Below are 17148 nucleotides of genomic sequence, written 5' to 3'. Positions count from 1 at the left end.
TCAGGCTCTCGCCGCCGACGGCGACGGTGGAAGGGACGGTGAGTCGTAGGCGGACATGCGCTTGAGGGCCTCTCCACGCAGTGCGGCGGAGGTGGCGAACAGCAGGGGGGAGGAGAGGGCGCTGAGCGCCGGAAGGTCCATCTGTGCCTGGGCGTACCTGGCGACCGCGGCCAGGGCGGCGAAGGCAGTCGGGGGTTTCACGGGGGTCCCTCCACGAGGTCGGCGCGAACTTGGCGGTTCTCCTCCTCTCTAAGTGTGGAAACTAGCTTCTCGTCAGTAGAGAATCAACCATTCGGACAAAGGAGTGAACGATGACCGGACAGCGCCGGGGAACCGCCATCGCCATGACCGACGACGAGCGGGACACCTTTCTGCGGACCCAGCCCGTCTGCCGGGTCGCGACCGTCGGCCCGGGCGGGCATCCGCACGCCAGCGCGCTGTGGTTCGTGTGGGACGGGACCGCACTGTGGCTCAACTCGCTGGTGCGCAGCCAGCGCTGGACCGACCTGGTCCGCGATCCGCGACTCAGCGTGATCGTCGACGAGGGCGGCGCGGACTTCCTGGGCCTGCGCGGCGTGGAGCTGCGCTGCAGCGCCGAAGTCGTCGGCGAGGCGCCCCGCAAGGGCGAGCCCCTGGACGAGCTCCGCGGCCCCGAGCGGCTCTTCGCGGACAAGTACGCGGGCGGCGGCGACTTCCGGTACGACGGCCGGCACGGCTGGCTCCGGCTCTCCGTGGAGAAGGTCGCGAGCTGGGACTTCGCCAAGCTCCGGCCCACCCGTTGACGCCACGGCCCCCACCATGGAAACCTTCTATTCATAGACGAGAATGACATTCTCATCAGCTGTGCGGATGTGCACGGCCCGTACGGATCGCGATGAAGGGCGGCAAGGTCCTTGTCCACTGACGACCTGATGGAGATCCAGCAACTGCTGGCCCGTTACGCGGTGTACATCACCCAGGGCGACATCGAGGGAGTGATCGCGGTCTTCACCCCCGACGGCCGCTACAGCGCCTTCGGCGACAGCTACCCCCTCGACGAGTTCCCGGCGCTCGTCGCCGCCGCCCCCAAGGGGCTCTTCCTCACCGGCACGCCTGTCATCGAGCTGTCCGGGGACGGGGTCACCGCGACCGGCACCCAGCCGCTGTGCTTCATCGACCACGCCACTCACGACATGCGGATCGGCTACTACAGCGACGTCTACGCGCGCACCACCGACGGCTGGCGTCTGCGCACCCGCGCCATGACCTTCATCCGTCGCAGCGGGGCCCACGACTCGGGCCGCCCGCACGCGTACGAACGCCCCCAGGCGTGAACGTCACCGAATTCCGGTCGGGCCTTCGGGACTGGCTCGACCGGAACGACCTGACACCGGGCCCCGACCACTCGCTGGACGGTCAGGTCGCGCAGCTCGCCCGGGTGCGCGCCGCGCTCTACGAGGCGGGCTGGATGCGTTACGGCTGGCCCGCCGAGGTCAGCGGCCTCGGCGGGCCCGCCGTGCTCCGGGCGGTGCTCGGCGAGGAGGTCGCCACCCGCGACCTGGCCGAGCCGGGGATCTACTCGATGATCGAGGTCCTGGCGCCGACCATGATCTCCTACGCCCGGCCGTCGCTGGCCGCCGAGATGGTCCCGCGGCTGCTCGGCGGCCGCGAACAGTGGTGCCAGGGCTTCTCCGAACCCGGCTCCGGCAGCGATCTGGCGTCCCTGACCACCCGCGCGGTCCCCCGCGGCGACGACTGGGTGGTCACCGGCCAGAAGGTCTGGACGAGCCTGGCCCAGTACGCGGCCCGCTGCGTACTGCTCACCCGTACCGCGCCGGGCCACGGCGGCATCACCGCCTTCTTCGTCGACATGGACACCCCCGGCATCACCGTGCGCCCGCTGCGGACCATGCACGGCGTCGACGAGTTCGCCGAGGTGTTCCTCGACGACGTGGTCGTCCCCGGCGACCGGATGCTCGGCCGCCCCGGCGACGGCTGGCAGCTCGCGATGGACCTGCTCCCCCACGAGCGCTCCACCTGCTTCTGGCACCGGATCGCCCACCTGTACACCCGGCTCGACCGGCTGCTCGCCGAGACGGCCGACCCGGACGAGGCGGACCTGGGCGCGGCCTACCTCGCCCTGCACACCGCCCGCTGCCGCTCGCACGCCACCCAGCGACGGCTGGCCGACGGCGCCCACCTCGGCCCGGAGACCTCGGTCGACAAGGTGCTGCTGGCCACCGCCGAGCAGCGGCTGTTCGACACGGCCCGCGATCTGCTGCCCGGCGTAATGGAGCTGACGGACTCCCCGTGGCGGACGGGGTTCCTGTACTCGCGCGCCGCGACCATCTACGGCGGCACCGCCGAGATCCAGCGGAACATCATCGCCCGCCGGCTGCTCGGCCTGGGGAAGGATTAGGGCCCTGACCATGGACGCAACCGAACGGGAACTGCTCGCCGAGACCCTCCGCAAGACCATGCTGGCGGCCTCCGGACAGGCCCTTGCCACGGCCCTGGACGAACTCGGCTGGCCCGACCTGCTCGCCGAGGAAGCGAAGGCGGCCGTCCCGGCGGTCTTTGCGCTGCTGGGCGAGACCGGCGCCCAAGCGCCCCTGCTGAACGACGTGCTGCTGGCCGCCGCCGGACGCCCCCTCGGCGGCACCCTCCCGCTGCCCTACGCGGGCGGTTCCTGGGTCGTGTGGGACCGCGCCGACGGCCCGGGCGCCGCGCTGGACGGCGACCTGCCGCTGCGCCCCGTCCCGGCAGGCAACACCGTCCCGCTCGCCGCCGGCCGCCGGGCGCTGGGCTGGTGGCTGCTGGGCACCGGCCGCGCCATGCTCGCCCTCGCCCGCACCCATGTGCTCGACCGCACCCAGTTCGGCCGCCCCCTGGCCTCCTTCCAGGCCGTACGCCACCGGCTCGCCGAAACCCTCGTCGCCCTCGACGGGGCCGAGGCGACCCTCGTGGCCGCCGACGATGATCTGGGCTCGCTGCTCGCCAAGGCCGCCGCCGGCCAGGCCGCCCTGACGGCCGCCCGCCACTGCCAGCAGGTCCTCGGCGGCATCGGTTTCACCGCCGAGCACGACCTGCACCGGCACGTGCGCCGAGCCCTCGTCCTGGACGGCCTGCTCGGCAGCGCCCGCGAACTGACCCGGGAAGCGGGGGCCCTGCTACGCGAGCAGGGCACGGCCCCACGGCTGGTCCAGCTGTGAGCTCACCGGGTCTGTGAGCGGCCCCGCGCCGTGACCTCGCCGCGCCGGGCGGCGACGTGGCTCGTCCCCGGTTGCCAGGTCTCGGCCATCAGCCCTTCGATGAGGTGCGCCTCGTCGAGGGTGGCGGCGTTGCCGAGCTGACGGTAGTGCCGGAGCAGCCGGCGCACCGCGCGCTGGTCGTTGCTCACGATGTCGGCGGCGAGCCCGCGGGCGTAGGGCAGCAGCTCCTCGTGCGGCACGACGTGGTTCACCAGTCCGGCGCTCAGTGCCTCCTCGGCGGTCAGGAAGTTGCCGGTCAGGGACATCTCGACGGCCCGGCGCGGACCGATGGACCGGGCGAGCAGGACGGTGGCGCCGCCGCCCGGCATGATTCCGAGGCGGGCGTGGGTGTCGGCGAAGCGTGCCCGCGACGAGGCCACCAGGAACGTGCACTGCAGGGCCAGTTCCAGGCCGCCGGTCACCGCGACGCCGTTGACGGCCGCGATGACCGGCTTGTCGATGACCGGCAGGAACCGGTAGAGGCCGTTGGCGCCGCGCTCCGGCCCCCGGCCGGCCGGCCTCGGGACAGCGGTCGGGGGCGACTCCCCCGAGGCCTCCTTCAGGTCGACGCCGGCGCAGAAGGCGGGATCGGTCCCCGTGAGGATCACGGCATCGACATCGGGGGCCTTCCCCGCTGCGGCGACCGCGTCCCACAGCACGTGGGTGAGCTCACGGCTCAGCGCGTTGCGTACGCCGGGCCGGTTGAGCGTCACCGTCGCGATGCGCTCTTCGACGTCGACGAGTACGACGGGCTCTGTCCCGGCCACCTGGCGCCTCCATAGGTTGGTAGAATTGCATTCTCTCAATCTGCATAGCTTAATATCGAAAAGTGAAAATCGACGCTACCCTCGGCGGGCTGGCCGATGCCGCCGCCCGCGCCCGGACCTTCGAGGACGAGGGCTACGACGCGGCATGGGCAGGAGAGGTCAATCAGGACCCGTTCCTCCCCCTGGCCGTGGCCGCCGAGGTGACCGACCGCATCGAGGTGGGCACGTCGATCGCCGTCGCGCTCGCGCGATCCCCGATGGCGCTCGCCTACACCGCCGACGACCTCCAGCGGCACAGCCAGGGCCGTCTCCTGCTCGGTCTCGGATCGCAGGTGAAGGCGCATGTCGTACGGCGGTTCTCCATGCCGTGGGACCGGCCCGCCGCGCGGATGCGCGAGTTCGTCCTCGCCATGCGGGCGATCTGGTCGTCGTGGCACGACGGCACCCCCCTGGACTTCCGGGGCGAGTTCTACCGCCACACGCTCATGCCCCCGGACTTCGTACCGCCCCGCCACGGCTTCGGCCCGCCCCGCGTCCTGCTCGCGGGCGTCGGCGATCTGATGACCCGGGTCGCCGGCGAGGTGGCGGACGGATTCCTCTGCCACGGCTACACCAGCGAGCGCTGGATCCGCGAACGCACACTGCCCGCGCTGCGTGAAGGGCTCAGGCGGGCGGGAGCGACCATGGACGGCTTCGAGGTGGCCGGCACCCCCTTCATCGTCACCGGCGGCGACGAGGAGATCGAAGCCGCCATCCCGGCGGTCCGGGCCCGGATCGCCTTCTACGCGTCGACGCCGGCCTATCGCGACCTCTTCGAGCTGCACGGGTGGGGCGCGGCGAGCGAGGAACTGACCGCGCTGTCGAAGGCGGGGCGCTGGAAGGACATGGGCGCCCTGATCAGCGACGAGATGGTCGACGCGTTCGCGATCACCTGCGGCCCGGACGACCTGCCGGCCCGCGTCGCGGAGCGCTTCGGCGGGATCCTGACCCGTATCTCCTTCGTCCCGCCGGCCGGCCTCGGCCGCGAGGCGGCCGCGGATCTCGTCAAGCGGCTGCGGGGCTGCTGCTGAGCGCTGCGCGACCGCCGCGACCGCCGGGGCCGCCGGCTCACTTCACATGCACCGCGACCTGCGTCATGAACCGCCGGAAAACGGCCGGATCCCGGTAGTCGTGGAAGCGCAGTACGAACATCTCGATGCCCTTCTCGCGCTCGGCGCGCAGCAGTTCCACCAGCTCGTCCGGGGTACCGATCAGTGGGGCACCCCAGCCCCCCTCCGGCAGGTGGTGTGCCATCCAGGCGGCGGCGGTCTCCCGGTCAGCGGAAGTGCCCAGCAGGCCGACGGCGTACTGGGCGGAGATGCGGGCCGGGCCGCGCAGGGGCGCGAGTTCACCGAGGCGCTCGCGGGCGGAGCCGACGCAGTTCCACCAGTCGGCGTGCCGGGCGACCAGGGGCATGGTCAACTGCCGTCCACCGCCGCCGATATGGATGGGCAGCCCGCGCTGCACGGGCGTGGGCCGGCCGATGGCGCCGCGCATACGGAAGTGGCGGCCGTCGTAGTCGAAGGGCTCGCCGGCGAACATCAGCTTGACGATGTCCAGGCTCTCGTCGAGCTCCCCGGCCCGTTCCTTGCGCGACTTCCCGTCGAATCCGAAGGCGCCCAGTTCCGGCTCGTACGAGCCCCATCCGATGCCGAGGTCCAGGCGTCCGCCGCTGATCCGGTCGACGGTGGCGGCCATTTTCGCCAGCACGGCGGGGTGACGGAACGGGTTGCAGCCCACCAGCAGCCCGAGCCGGATGCGCGAGGTCGCGGTTGCCAGGGCGCCGAGCAGGGTCCAGCCCTCCAGGACGTCGAGCCGGGGCGCTCCGGGGCCGATCAGGTGGTCCATGAGCCAGAAGTTGTCGAGGCCCGCTTCGTCGGCGGCGACGGCGAGCGCGGTCATGGTGGCGACGTCGCTGCGGATCTGGGGGACGTGGGCGCCCCAGCGGGGGCCCTCGCGCTCGGCGTTGACGCTGATCATGCGGCTCCCTCTCGCACGGTGGGCATTGACAACCGAGAATCACATTCTCATTATCGGATAACCATCCTTACACTCCTCCGCCCCGCTGGGAGCGTTCATGACCATCGTGTGGAACGACCTTCTCTCCTGCCTCGAACTGCGTGCCCATACCTCCGCCTTCGAGGGAGGCGACAACCTGCCGCTGCCCTATCACCGGCTGTTCGGCGGACAGCTGCTGGCCCAGTTCGTCCGGGCGGCCTCCCTCACCTGCCCCGGCAAGACCGTCAAGTCGCTCAATGTGCTCTTCGCGCGCGAGGGCCTGACCGACGAGCCGGTGCGGTACGAGGTGGCGGTCCATCACGAGGGCCGCACCTTCGCCACACTGACGATCACCGGCCGCCAGACGTCCGGGGTCGTGGCCAGCGCCGCCGTCTCCCTGCACGCCGCCGAGGACGGGCCCGAGCACCAGATCGAGTTCCCGGCCACCGCCGTCCCCGGGCCGGAGCACGAGGTGCGGCTCGACCTCATTCCCTGGGAGCTGCGGGCCGCCACGGAGCTGGACACCCCCAAGCCGGAGGCGCCCGAGTACGAGCTCTGGATGCGCACCCCTGAGGTCGCCCCCGAGCTGGCCCCGGCGCTGACCGCGTACGCGACCGATCTGAGCCTCATCGGCACGGCCCTGCGCCCCGTGGAGGGGATCAGCCAGCACGACGCGCGCACGGCCTTCACCTCCGCCGTCACCTCGCACAGCGTCTGGTTCCACCGGCCCTTCCGCACCGACGAGTGGCTGCTGCTGCGCCAGCACAGCCCGATCCTGGCGCACGGCCGCTGCTTCGGCCGGGGAGACGTCCTCACCGAGGACGGCTCCCTCGTCGCCTCCTACGCCCAGGAAGCACTCCTGCGCTTCCGGTGAGCCCCTGTCACCTCAAAGGGCCGGCACCTCACGGGGCCGGGACCTCGATGACCGTGGCCGAGCCCATGCCGCCACCCGCGCACATCGCGGCGACGCCGATGCCGCCGCCGCGACGGCGCAGTTCGTGCACCAGCGTGACCAGCATCCGCGCGCCGGTGGCGGCGACCGGGTGGCCGAGCGAGCAGCCGCTGCCGCTGACGTTCACCCGGTCCGGGTCGAGGCCGAGCAGCTTGACGGCGGCGACGGCCACCGAGGCGAAGGCCTCGTTGATCTCGAACACGTCGACGTCGGCGGCCGTCAGCCCCGCGCGGCCCAGGGCCTTGGGGATCGCCTTCACCGGGGCCAGCCCGGTCTCGGCGGGGTCGACGCCGACGGACGCCCAGGACCGTACGGTGGCCAGCGCGGGCAGGCCCAGACCCGCCGCCAGGGTGTCGCTCGCGACGACCAGGGCGGCGGCGCCGTCGTTGGCGCCCGCGGCGTTGCCCGCGGTGATGCTGAAGCCGTCGATCTCCGGGTGCAGCGGCTTGAGGGAGGCGAGCTTCTCCGCGCTGGTGCTGCGGCGCGGGTGCTCGTCCACGGAGAAGAGCCCGTGGGGCGTCTCGATGGGGACGATCTCCGCGTCGAAGCGGCCCTCGTCGATGGCTTGTACGGCGTTGCGGTGCGAGCGCAGCGCCCAGGCGTCCATCTCGGCGCGGGTCACGCCCGCGGCGACGGCCGCGTTCCAGCCGACGGTGATCGACATGTCCGCGTTGGGGGCGGCCGGCCGGTCGGGGTGGGTGGGCGGCATCCAGGGGTCGGTCCACTCCCCGTCCACCCGGAAACGGGACTTGGGGGAGGTGGAGGAGGAGTTGACGCCGCCGGCGATGACGAGTTCGTCCATGCCCGCGCGTACGCTCGCGGCGGCGGTCTGGACGGCGGCCAGGCTCGCCGCGCAGTGTCGGTTGTGGGCCAGCCCCGGGGCCGAGGTGAGCCCGGCGGTGACCGCGGCGTGCCGGGCGATGACGCCGCCGCCGTAGAGGCCCTCGCCGAGGATCACGTCGTCGATCAGGGCCGGGTCGAGGCCGTTCGCCGCGGCGGTGACGATGTGGTGGGCGAGGTCGAAGGCGGTGGTGTTGCGCAGGGTCCCCTTGAAGGCGGTGCCGACGGGGGTGCGCAGGGCGGACACGAGGACTGCTTCAGGCATGGGTGGTCTCCAACTCGGCGAGCAGGGTGCGGCGCAGGAGCTTTCCGGTGTCGGTCTTGGGCAGTTCGGCGCGGAACACGATGGTGTCGGGGGTCTTGGAGGAACGGAGCCGGTCCCTGACCCACTGCCGGAGCTCGGCGGGGTCCGCGTCGCCGACGAGGATGGCGACGATCCGCTGGCCCCACTCGGGGTCGGGCACCCCGATCACCGCGGCCTCGGTGATCCCGGGGTGGGTGAGCAGGACGTCCTCGATCTCGGCGGGGGCGATGTTCTCGCCGCCCCGGATGATGGTGTCGTCGGCGCGTCCCTCGATGAACAGATAGCCGTCCGCGTCGAGCCGCCCCCGGTCCCGGGTGGCGAACCAGCCCTCCGCGTCCAGGGCGCTGCGGCCGCCGTACTCGCCGGAGATCTGATCGCCCCGGACGAACACCAGCCCGGTCTCCCCCGCGCCGAGGGGCCGGTCCTCGTCGTCGCGGATCTGGAACTCCACGCCCGGCAGTGCCCGGCCCACCGATCCGAGCCGGTCGCGGATCGCCGGATCGCCGGCCGCCAGCGCGGCCCGGTGATCCTCCGGTCCCAGCACGGCGACCGAGGAGGCCGTCTCCGTCAGCCCGTAGGCGTTGACGAACCCGGTGTCGGGGAAGAACCGCAGCGCCCGCTCCACGACGGGCCGGGGGGTGCGTGAGCCGCCGTACGCGAGGCTGCGCAGCGTCGGGGTGCCGGCGTCGTCCCCGTGGACCACGTCGACGATCCGGGCCAGCATCGTCGGCACCACCAGGGCGTGCGTGACGCGCTCGCGGCGTACGGTCGCCAGCCACTCCCCCGGGCTGAAGGTGTCCAGGTAGACGATCCGGCGGCCGGTGTAGAGGTTGGTGAGCAGGTTCATCAGCCCGGCGATGTGGTAGGGCGGCACCGCCACCAGAGTCGCGTCGCCTTCCTCGGCGGACCCGAACTCCTGCGTGTTCAGCACATACGCGAGCAGGTGCCGGTGCCGCAGCAGGGCCGCCTTGGGCTCGGCGGTCGTCCCGCTCGTGTAGAGCGTCACCGCGACGGCGTCCTGGTCCTGCCCGGGGGCCTGGTCCGGCTCGGATGCCGTGGCGTCGAGGAGGGCGTCCAGGTCTGCGGGACGCAGCACCAGAGCGCCGGGGTGGCGAGCCAGAAGGGCGGCCAACTGGTGTTCGCCGAGACGGTAGTTGAGGGGTACGAAGGGGACGCCCGCCACGGCCGCGCCGAACAGGGCCACGGGGTAGGCGAGGTGGTTGGCGCCCAGATAAAGGACGGCGGTGTGCCGCCGGAAGCGGTGTGCGGCTGCATGGGACAGGCGCAGCAGACCGGACGCGGTCAGTGAACGGTCGCCCGCCGTCACCGCCGCCCGGTCACCGGCCGAAGTCGCCATCTCCAGGATCATGGTGATGTTCATGAGAATGCTATTCTCATACCCGAAGAGCCTTACTCGCAAGAGAGGAAAACCTTCATGCAGATCAGTGGGAGCTCAGCGATCGTCGTCGGCGGGGCGGGAGGCCTGGGCGAGGCCACCGTCCGCCGCCTTCACGCGGCGGGCGCGAAGGTGGTCGTCGCCGACCTCGCCGACGAGAAGGGCAAGGCGCTGGAGCAGGAGCTGGGCGTCCGCTACGTACGGACCGACGCGACCGACGAGGACGACGTCCTCGCGGCCCTGGCCGAGGCCGAGGCGGCGGGACCGCTGAGGATCTCCGTGGACGCCCACGGCGGCCCCGCCAGCGGCGGCCGGCTGGTCGGCAAGACCGGCGAGCCCCTCGGCCTCGCGGGCTTCAAGCAGACCATCGACATCTACCTGACCGGCGTCTTCAACGTCCTGCGCCTGGCCGCCGCCGCCATCGCCCGCCAGGAACCGGTCGACGGCGACCGCGGCGTCATCGTCAACACCGCCTCGATCGCCGCCTACGAGGGCCAGATCGGCCAGCTCCCCTACGCCGCCGCCAAGGGCGGGGTCGTCGGCATGACCCTCGTCGCCGCCCGCGACCTGTCACCGCTGGGCATCCGCGTCGTCACCATCGCCCCCGGCACCTTCCTGACCCCCGCCTACGGCAAGGCCGGTGACCAGCTGGAGGCCTACTGGGGTCCGCAGGTACCGCACCCCAAGCGGATGGGCCAGTCCCCCGAGTACGCCGCCCTCGTCGAGCACATCTGCGAGAACGGCTACCTCAACGGCGAGGTCATCCGCCTCGACGGCGGCCTCAGGTTCCCGCCCAAGTGAGCGGCCGACCGGAGGGGACCCTGAAGGGGAAGGTCGCGTTCGTCGCCGGGGCCAGCCGGGGCATCGGCCGGAACATCGCGCTCGCGCTCGCCGAGGCCGGCGCGGCGGTGGCGGTCGCCGCCCGCTCCGAGCAGGAGGGCCGGGTGCCCGGCACGATCCACGCGGTCGCCGACCGGATCACGGAGTCGGGCGGCCGCGCCCTCGCCGTCCCCTGCGACGTCGCCGCCGAGGAGTCCGTCGAGGCCGCCGTGGCCGCCACGGTCGCCGAGTTCGGCGGCATCGACATCCTGATCGCCAACGCCGGGGTGATGTGGCTCGGCCCGGTGGAGACCACGCCGCTCAAGCGCTGGCAGCTCTGCCTGGACGTCAATCTGACCGGGGTGTTCCTGGTCACCAAGGCCGTCATCCCGCATCTCAGGGCCCGCGGCGGCGGCTCGATGGTGGCCGTCACCACCAGCGGGGTCGGCATGACCGACCGGGGCGCCAACGCCTACTGGGTCTCCAAGGCCGCCGTCGAACGCCTCTACGTGGGCCTCGCGGCCGAACTGAGGGGCGACAACATCGCGGTGAACTGCCTCGCCCCGTCCCGCGTGGTCGTCACCGAGGGCTGGCTCGCGGGCGGCGGCGGCCGCGAGATCCCCCCGGAGATGATCGAGCCCCCGGAGGCCATGGCCGAGGCCGCCGTCCTGCTGGCCCAGCAGGACGCCACCGGCATCACCGGCACGGTCCAGCGATCGGAGTCGCTGGGCTGAGCGGTCGGCGGGAAGCGGGTTCCACATGACGATCGCCGCCCGGCCCGGAAAGGGCAGGGCGGCGATGGTCGGCCGGAGAGGAACCGGCTACCGCGCCAGCCGCTTCGCGGCCAGTTCGCGGAGTTCGCCGGACTTGATCTTGGCGCTGCCCGTGAGCGCGATCTCGTCGTCCCGGAAGAAGAGCACCTGGCGCGGCACCTTGTAGCTCGCCAGCCGTTCCCGCAGGAAGGCGCGGATCCCCTCGGCTTCGAGGCTCGCGCCCTCGTGCGGCACGACGCAGGCGACGACGATCTCGCCCAGCGTTTCGTGCGGCACGCCGACGGTCTGCGTCACCTTGACGCCGGGACAGGCGGCGAGCGCCTCGTCCACCTCCAGCGGCGAGACGTTCGCGCCACCGGTCTTGATGATGTCGGTGAGCCTGCCCTCCCAGAAGAGCAGGCCGGCGTCGTCGAGATAGCCGCCGTCGCCGGTACGGAGGAAGCCCTCGGCGTCGAGCGTCTCGTCCAGGGGCGTGCCGAGGTAACCCAGCATGAGCGTGGGGCCCTTGACGCAGATCTCGCCGCGCTCGCCGCGCGGGACGACGACGCCCGTGAGCGGATCGACGATCTTTACCGTCACGCCCGGCAGCGCCTCGCCGCTGCTGCCGCGGTGCACTTCGGGCGGTGTGTTGGCCGGGAAGCACGTCGCGAGCGTGAAGGTCTCCGTGTTGCCGTAGGCGTGGTTCGGCTCGAACCACTTGGCCGACACCGTGGGATGGCGCGCGATGAGGCTGTTGTGATCCACGAACCGCATGCTGCTCAGATCCGTGTCGCCCCAGTTGGGCGCCCCTTCGAGCTGGGCCCACTGGTGCGGCCAGGCGTACAGGAAGTTCACCCGCTCCGCCTGCATCAGCTCAAGTGCCTCCGCGGGGGCGAAGGTCGGCTGCAGCACGATGGCGCCGCCGCTGGAGAAGGTCGCGCCGAGCGCCATGGCGAAATTGCCGGACCAGAAGAAGCCGTTGGCGGTCCAGCAGCGGACCTCGTCCTCCGGCTGGAATCCGTACATGCGCCCGCAGCGCCACAGCTGGACGGAGACGCCGCGATGCGCGCTCAGGATGCCCTTCGGCCTGCTCGTGGAGCCAGAGGAGAAGAACAGCACGGCCGTGTCGCTCGGGCGCACCGACGCGGCCGTGGCCTCGACCAGTTCGCGCGGCTGATCGCGGCCCAGCGCCAGGAAGTCGTCCCAGGTGTCGATGCCCGTGCCCGGCGAGGCCGCCCCGACCGTCGCCAGGCGGCGCAGGAAGGGGAACCTCGCCGACTGCAGCGAGCCGGGCGCCGCCTTGCCGATCTCGGGCTCCAGCTCGGTCAGCACGGCCGCGAAGTCCGTCTTCAGCACGTTCCGCTCGAACAGCAGCACCGAGACGCCGGAGACCCGCAGCAGGTGGTCGAGCTCGGACGGCGTCGAGAAGGTGCTCAGCGTGACGACCACGGCCCCGGTGAGCGAGGCGCCGAACGCCGCCGCGATCCATTCGGGACGGTTGGTCATCAGGACGCCCACGCGGCTGTCCTTGCCGACCCCGCAGGCCCGCAGCGCCCGCGCCACCTCGATCGCGCGCTCCCACAGCTCGGCGTACGTCCAGCGTGTGACGCCCTCGGCCGTGTGCATGACCAGCGCCTCGCGCTCGCCGTACGCGGCCGTCACCTCGCGCAGGAAGCCGGGCAGGGTGAGTGCCCCGAGCCCCGGTTCGTCGGCGAGCGGCGGGCCCGACACGACGGAGGGCGGTCTCGCCGCTCCCCGTTTCACGTCTTTCGCACCGTCAGATTCGGCGTCTACCATGGCAGTTCGACCTCCGCGGTGCAGGTCACGAGCACGCCGCCGTCCTGGTTGGTGAGGCGCAGCTTCACCTGGACGAGCGGCACGCCCCACACCGACTCCGCCTCCTTGCCGACGACCTCGGCGTCGAAGTAGGTCACATCGCCCTCGAAGGCGGGGCCCCGGAAGTCTGCCTTGGAGTGGCGGACCATGCCGTCGTTGCCGGCCCAGTAGGCGAGGAAGTCGGTGCACCAGGCGCCCATCGTGGCGCCGTAGCCGTAGGCACGGGCCATGCCGACCTCGCTGGCCTTGTCGGCGTCGATGTGGCCGCGGGAGGGGCCGACGTAGAGCCCGTCGCGCTTGCGCGGATCGATCTTCGCGCCCTCCTCGTCGAAGGCGAAGCCCTCGACCCAGCCCGGGTCCTGGTTGACCCAGGGATCGGCGACGCCCTCGGGCGCGACCCAGCCGAACGTCCCCCAGATGTTGAACAGGAAGGCGCGGTACTCGGTGGTGAAGCTCGCGATGCTGTGCGGGCCGATGACCCGCCTCGGGAGCTTGTCGCCGACCTTCACGTCGTCGAAGTGCGGCGAGACGCCCAGGCGGTTGGACAGCAGCCAGTCGTGGCGCAGCTTTGTGATCTCCGCGAGCTCGGCCTCCGTCCAGCGCTTGACCTCGCCGAGCTGGTTCTCGTACATGCCGCGCTTCTCCGCTTCGGCGGCCAGATAGCGGATCGCGGTGGAACGCTCGCGCGCCACGAGGGCGCCGTGCTGGTTGGTGTGGGTGGTGTCGCCCCGGGAGAACATCGTGGGACCGGCGAACTTGGTGTCCGCGACCTTGTAGTCGTGGAAGCGGCGCTCCTGGAACAGCGTGTCCCCCACCCGCACGCGCGAGCCGTAGAACCACCACTCCTCGCCGCCGAATATCAGGTGGCTGCCGGGGATGTACCCCACGCACGCGGGCGCCGCGCCGTGGCCGTAGTCCAGGCCCACCGCGATGGACTGCGGCGCGACGAGGCCGCCGAAGGCGGACTCGCGGGCGAACTCCTGGTCCCAGTGCAGCGGATTGGGGTAGTCCATCGCCATCACCCAGCGGCGGATGTCGGACGCGCTGCAGGGCTCCCACAGCTGTCCGCCGCCGATCGGCTTGCCCACCCGGTGGTCGACATCGGAGAGGTCGAGTTCGGTGATCTCCGCTTTGGTGGATTTCTCGTTCACGCGTACTCCCGCTTATCGATTGACGTCGACGACGATGCGCCCGCGCACCTTGCCGTCCATGAGTCGGCCCGCCGCGTCGATCGCCTCTGCCAGCGCGATCTCCTCGGCGATCGTGTCGAGCGCGTCCACGTCCAGCTCGCGCGACAGGCGGTCCCAGGCGGCCAGGCGCGGCTTGCGCGGCGCCATCACGCTGTCGATGCCGAGCAGGGACACGCCGCGCAGGATGAACGGGGCGACGGACGCGGGGAAGTCCATGCCCTGGGCCAGGCCGCACGCGGCGACGGTGCCGCCGTAGCGGGTCTGGGCGCAGGCGTTGGCGAGCGTGTGGCTGCCGACGGAGTCCACGACGCCCGCCCAGCGCTCCTTCTGCATCGGCCTGCCAGGTGCGGCCAGTTCGGCGCGGTCCAGCACGGTGGCGGCCCCGAGCCGCTGGAGATATCCGGCCTCCGACGGCTTCCCCGTCGCGGCGGCCACCGTGAAGCCGGCCTTCGCCAGCAGCGCGACGGCGACGCTGCCGACGCCGCCGGTGGCCCCCGTAACGAGGACCTCGCCCTGGTCCGGGCGCACACCGTGGCCCAGCAGAGCGTCCACGCACAGGCTCGCCGTGTAGCCCGCCGTGCCGATCGCCATCGCCTGCCGGGCGGTGAAGGCGGCGGGCAGCGGCACGAGCCAGTCCCCGTTGAGGCGGGCGCGCTGGGCGAGACCGCCCCAGTGGGTCTCGCCCACGCCCCAGCCGTTGAGGACGACGCGGTCGCCCTTCTTCCACTCCGCGTGCGTGCTCCCGGTGACCACGCCCGCGAGATCGATGCCGGGGACCATCGGGAACCGGCGGACCACGGGGGACGCGCCGGTGATGGCCAGGCCGTCCTTGTAGTTCAGTGTGGAGTATTCGACGTCGATGCTGACATCGCCGTCCGGGAGGTCGGCTTCGTCCAGGTTCGCGAGCGCGACGGTCTGACCGGCCTCGCCCTTGTCGATCAGAAGTGCCGAGAACATCGGGGATGTGTCCTTCCTCAGGGGGCTACGCGTTCGTTCGAGTGCACCGCCGGGCCGTCGTGCTCCCCCAGCCGGGGCGGCGGCCCGTAGTCGGGTTCGTGTCCGGCGATCCGGATGGGGCTGGCGACCAGGCGGAAGCCGCCGGCGCTCACGACCATCTCCGGGGTGGCGGCCAGGGCTTGCGGCAGGGTCCGTACGGCGGCGGCCGGGACTCCGAGCGGGCGGAGCCGGGACTCCCAGGAGGCGGCGGTGTCGGCCGCGAGGGCACCGGTGACGGCGGCGAGGACCTCGTCGCGCCGGGCCGCGCGCTCGGCCATGGTGGGAAAGCCCGGGACGCCGGCCTCGGCGGCGAAGGACTTCCAGAAGGCGTCATGGGTGATGAACAGGGCGAGGTGGCCCTCGGCCGTCGGGAAAAGCTGGGCGGGGACGTAGTAGGAGTGCGCGCCCAGCGGCAGGCGCCGGGGCTCGACGCCGTCGTTGAGGTAGGCCGAGGCCCGGTAGTTGAGCTGGGAGAGCATCACATCGCGCAGGGACACCTCGACCTGGCCGCCGCGCCCGGAGACGATCTGGGCGAGCAGGCCGATCGCGGCGGTGAGCCCGGAGGAGTTGTCGGCGGAGGAGTACCCGGGCAGGGTGGGCGGGCCGTCCGGGTCGCCGGTGAGCGCGGCGACGCCGGTGGAGGCCTGGACGACGTAGTCGAAGGCGGGTTCGTCGCCCGCGTCGAGGCCGTACCCGGTGAGCGCGACGCAGACGATCCGCTCGTTGAACTGCCGCAGGTCGTCGTAGGTGAGCCCGAGGCTGTGGATGGACGACGGCTTGAGGTTGACCAGCAACGCGTGTGCGTCGGCGACGAGTTCGCCCAGGCGGGCGCGGCCGTCCGGGGAGGCCAGGTCGAGGCGGACGCTGCGCTTGCCCCGGTTGAGGCTGGCGAAGTAGGAGTCGCTGACCTGCCGGGAGATGTCGCCGCCGGGGGGCTCGATCTTGGTGACCTCGGCGCCGAGGTCGGCCAGCATCATGGTGGCGTAGGGGCCCGCCAGCATCGTGCCGACTTCGAGCACGCGGATGCCCGCCAGCGGTCCGGACGGTCCGGCGGCGCGGGTCATCGCAGGTCCGCCGCTATCCCGGCGAGGACTTCGCGGGTCCGGCGTTTGGAGGCGACGAGTTCGTCCCGGCCCTCGCCGATGGGCAGCAGCCGTACGGACAGGTCGGTGGCCCCGGCGTCGGCGAAGCGGCGGAAGCGGGCGGCGATGGCGGCCTCGTCGCCGACGGCGCACAGGTCGCCGATGTCGCGGGCGTCGCCGTTCTCCAGCAGACGCTGGTAGTTGGGGGAGATCTCCGCCTCGCCGAGGATCCGGTTGGCGCGCTCGCGCGCCGCGTCGACCTCGGACGGCCGGCACAGGCAGACCGGGATGCCGGCGACGACGCGCGGAGCCGGACGGCCCGCGCTCTCGGCCGCCTTGGTGATTCGGGGTACGACATGCTCGGCGACCGCGCGCTCGTCGGCCATCCACAGCACGGTCCCGTCGGCCCGCTCGCCCGCGAGCGCCAGCATGACCGGGCCGAGCGCGGCGATCAGGACCGGCAGCGGGGCCACCGGGCCGAGGTCGAGCGGGTTGTGCACGGTGAAGGTGCCGTTCTCGACGTCGACCGGGCCGGGCCCGCGCAGCGCGGCGTTCAGGACGTCCAGATAGTCACGGGTGAAGGCGGCCGGCTTCTCGTAGGGCAGCCCCAGCATGTCCCGCACGATCCAGTGGTGCGACGGCCCGACGCCCAGCGCGAGGCGCCCGCTGGTGGCGGCCTGCGCGACAAGCGCCTGCCGGGCCAGCGCGATCGGGTGCTGTGCCTGCAGCGGCACGACCGCGGTCCCGATCTCTATCCGCGAGGTGCTCGCACCCATCAGCGCCACCGCTGTCAGCGCGTCGAGGTCCGTCGGGATCTGCGGCACCCACGCGGTGTCGAGACCCGCGTCCTCGGCCCACTTCACATCGTCGATCATCCGCGCGATCTTCCGCGCGGAGTCCCCGCGTTCCGGCCCGATCATCACACCGACGCGCACAGTTCCTCCAGG

General features: G+C 72.2%; 18 protein-coding genes. 8 read left to right on the top strand and 10 right to left on the bottom strand.

The annotated features are described in order from the left end of the window. Positions 1–201, bottom strand: coding sequence for a hypothetical protein (locus tag OG607_RS42725; RefSeq protein WP_405735407.1), 201 nt, complete (start codon positions 199–201; stop codon positions 1–3). A 110-nt stretch (positions 202–311) separates the two neighbouring features. Here OG607_RS42725 and OG607_RS42720 point away from each other — a divergent pair, with 110 nt between their 5' ends. The 4 genes from OG607_RS42720 (at position 312) to OG607_RS42705 (ending at position 3191) form a co-directional block, all read left to right on the top strand. Next, positions 312–782 carry a pyridoxamine 5'-phosphate oxidase family protein gene (locus OG607_RS42720; protein ID WP_405735405.1) on the top strand — a complete coding sequence of 157 codons (471 nt, stop codon included), beginning with the start codon at positions 312–314 and terminating at the stop codon, positions 780–782. Between the two features lie 111 nt (positions 783–893). After that, entirely contained in the window at positions 894–1313 is a 420-nt protein-coding gene (locus tag OG607_RS42715) for a nuclear transport factor 2 family protein (protein ID WP_405735403.1), read from the top strand. Continuing rightward, positions 1310–2398, top strand: a complete 1089-nt coding sequence (locus tag OG607_RS42710) for an acyl-CoA dehydrogenase family protein (RefSeq protein ID WP_405735400.1) — start codon at positions 1310–1312, stop codon at positions 2396–2398. The genes OG607_RS42715 and OG607_RS42710 overlap by 4 nt, the downstream gene beginning before the upstream one ends. Before the next feature lie 10 nt (positions 2399–2408). Next, complete coding sequence (locus tag OG607_RS42705) at positions 2409–3191, top strand: acyl-CoA dehydrogenase family protein (RefSeq protein WP_405735398.1); 783 nt, start codon at positions 2409–2411, stop codon at positions 3189–3191. Positions 3192–3193: 2 nt separating this feature from the next. Here OG607_RS42705 and OG607_RS42700 read toward each other — a convergent pair whose 3' ends face one another. After that, positions 3194–3997 (bottom strand): enoyl-CoA hydratase, encoded by an 804-nt coding sequence (locus OG607_RS42700; protein WP_405735395.1) that lies wholly within the window; start codon positions 3995–3997, stop codon positions 3194–3196. A 62-nt stretch (positions 3998–4059) separates the two neighbouring features. On the opposite strand from OG607_RS42700, the gene OG607_RS42695 reads away from it, so the two are divergent. Then, positions 4060–5067, top strand: a complete 1008-nt coding sequence (locus OG607_RS42695) for a TIGR03617 family F420-dependent LLM class oxidoreductase (protein WP_405735392.1) — start codon at positions 4060–4062, stop codon at positions 5065–5067. 37 nt (positions 5068–5104) lie between these two features. Here OG607_RS42695 and OG607_RS42690 read toward each other — a convergent pair whose 3' ends face one another. Continuing rightward, positions 5105–6016 (bottom strand): LLM class flavin-dependent oxidoreductase, encoded by a 912-nt coding sequence (locus OG607_RS42690; RefSeq protein ID WP_405735390.1) that lies wholly within the window; start codon positions 6014–6016, stop codon positions 5105–5107. A 97-nt stretch (positions 6017–6113) separates the two neighbouring features. On the opposite strand from OG607_RS42690, the gene OG607_RS42685 reads away from it, so the two are divergent. Further along, a complete protein-coding gene (locus OG607_RS42685; protein WP_405735389.1) occupies positions 6114–6908 on the top strand; it encodes an acyl-CoA thioesterase in 795 nt (264 codons plus the stop codon). A 28-nt stretch (positions 6909–6936) separates the two neighbouring features. Here OG607_RS42685 and OG607_RS42680 read toward each other — a convergent pair whose 3' ends face one another. Together OG607_RS42680 and OG607_RS42675 are read right to left on the bottom strand one after the other, a co-directional pair. Continuing rightward, a complete protein-coding gene (locus OG607_RS42680; protein ID WP_405735386.1) occupies positions 6937–8091 on the bottom strand; it encodes a thiolase family protein in 1155 nt (384 codons plus the stop codon). Next, positions 8084–9511, bottom strand: coding sequence for a class I adenylate-forming enzyme family protein (locus OG607_RS42675; RefSeq protein ID WP_405735383.1), 1428 nt, complete (start codon positions 9509–9511; stop codon positions 8084–8086). The genes OG607_RS42680 and OG607_RS42675 overlap by 8 nt, the downstream gene beginning before the upstream one ends. Before the next feature lie 54 nt (positions 9512–9565). Here OG607_RS42675 and OG607_RS42670 point away from each other — a divergent pair, with 54 nt between their 5' ends. Together OG607_RS42670 and OG607_RS42665 are read left to right on the top strand one after the other, a co-directional pair. Continuing rightward, positions 9566–10327 (top strand): SDR family NAD(P)-dependent oxidoreductase, encoded by a 762-nt coding sequence (locus OG607_RS42670; RefSeq protein ID WP_405735381.1) that lies wholly within the window; start codon positions 9566–9568, stop codon positions 10325–10327. Next, positions 10324–11079 (top strand): SDR family NAD(P)-dependent oxidoreductase, encoded by a 756-nt coding sequence (locus OG607_RS42665; protein WP_405735378.1) that lies wholly within the window; start codon positions 10324–10326, stop codon positions 11077–11079. The genes OG607_RS42670 and OG607_RS42665 overlap by 4 nt, the downstream gene beginning before the upstream one ends. A gap of 87 nt (positions 11080–11166) precedes the next feature. Here the strand turns inward: OG607_RS42665 and OG607_RS42660 are convergent, their stop codons facing one another. The 5 genes from OG607_RS42660 to OG607_RS42640 are packed head-to-tail and all read right to left on the bottom strand — an operon-like array spanning position 11167 to position 17136. Continuing rightward, positions 11167–12861, bottom strand: coding sequence for a class I adenylate-forming enzyme family protein (locus OG607_RS42660; RefSeq protein ID WP_405735375.1), 1695 nt, complete (start codon positions 12859–12861; stop codon positions 11167–11169). 26 nt (positions 12862–12887) lie between these two features. After that, the gene (locus OG607_RS42655; protein WP_405735373.1) at positions 12888–14084 is read right to left on the bottom strand and encodes a MaoC family dehydratase N-terminal domain-containing protein; all 1197 of its coding nucleotides are present in this window, start codon (positions 14082–14084) and stop codon (positions 12888–12890) included. 12 nt (positions 14085–14096) lie between these two features. Beyond that, positions 14097–15080: an MDR family oxidoreductase gene (locus OG607_RS42650; RefSeq protein ID WP_405735370.1), complete on the bottom strand. Its 984-nt coding sequence runs from the start codon at positions 15078–15080 to the stop codon at positions 14097–14099. Between the two features lie 17 nt (positions 15081–15097). Next, positions 15098–16183, bottom strand: coding sequence for a CaiB/BaiF CoA transferase family protein (locus OG607_RS42645; RefSeq protein ID WP_405735367.1), 1086 nt, complete (start codon positions 16181–16183; stop codon positions 15098–15100). Next, positions 16180–17136: an LLM class F420-dependent oxidoreductase gene (locus OG607_RS42640; protein ID WP_405735365.1), complete on the bottom strand. Its 957-nt coding sequence runs from the start codon at positions 17134–17136 to the stop codon at positions 16180–16182. Before OG607_RS42640 ends, OG607_RS42645 begins: the two co-directional genes overlap by 4 nt. Positions 17137–17148: the final 12 nt, after the last annotated feature.

The organism is Streptomyces sp. NBC_01537 (assembly GCF_045040445.1).
GTDB lineage: Bacteria > Actinomycetota > Actinomycetes > Streptomycetales > Streptomycetaceae > Actinacidiphila.
Note: the sequence above shows the minus strand (reverse complement) of the source record. Positions and strands in the feature narration are given on the sequence as shown.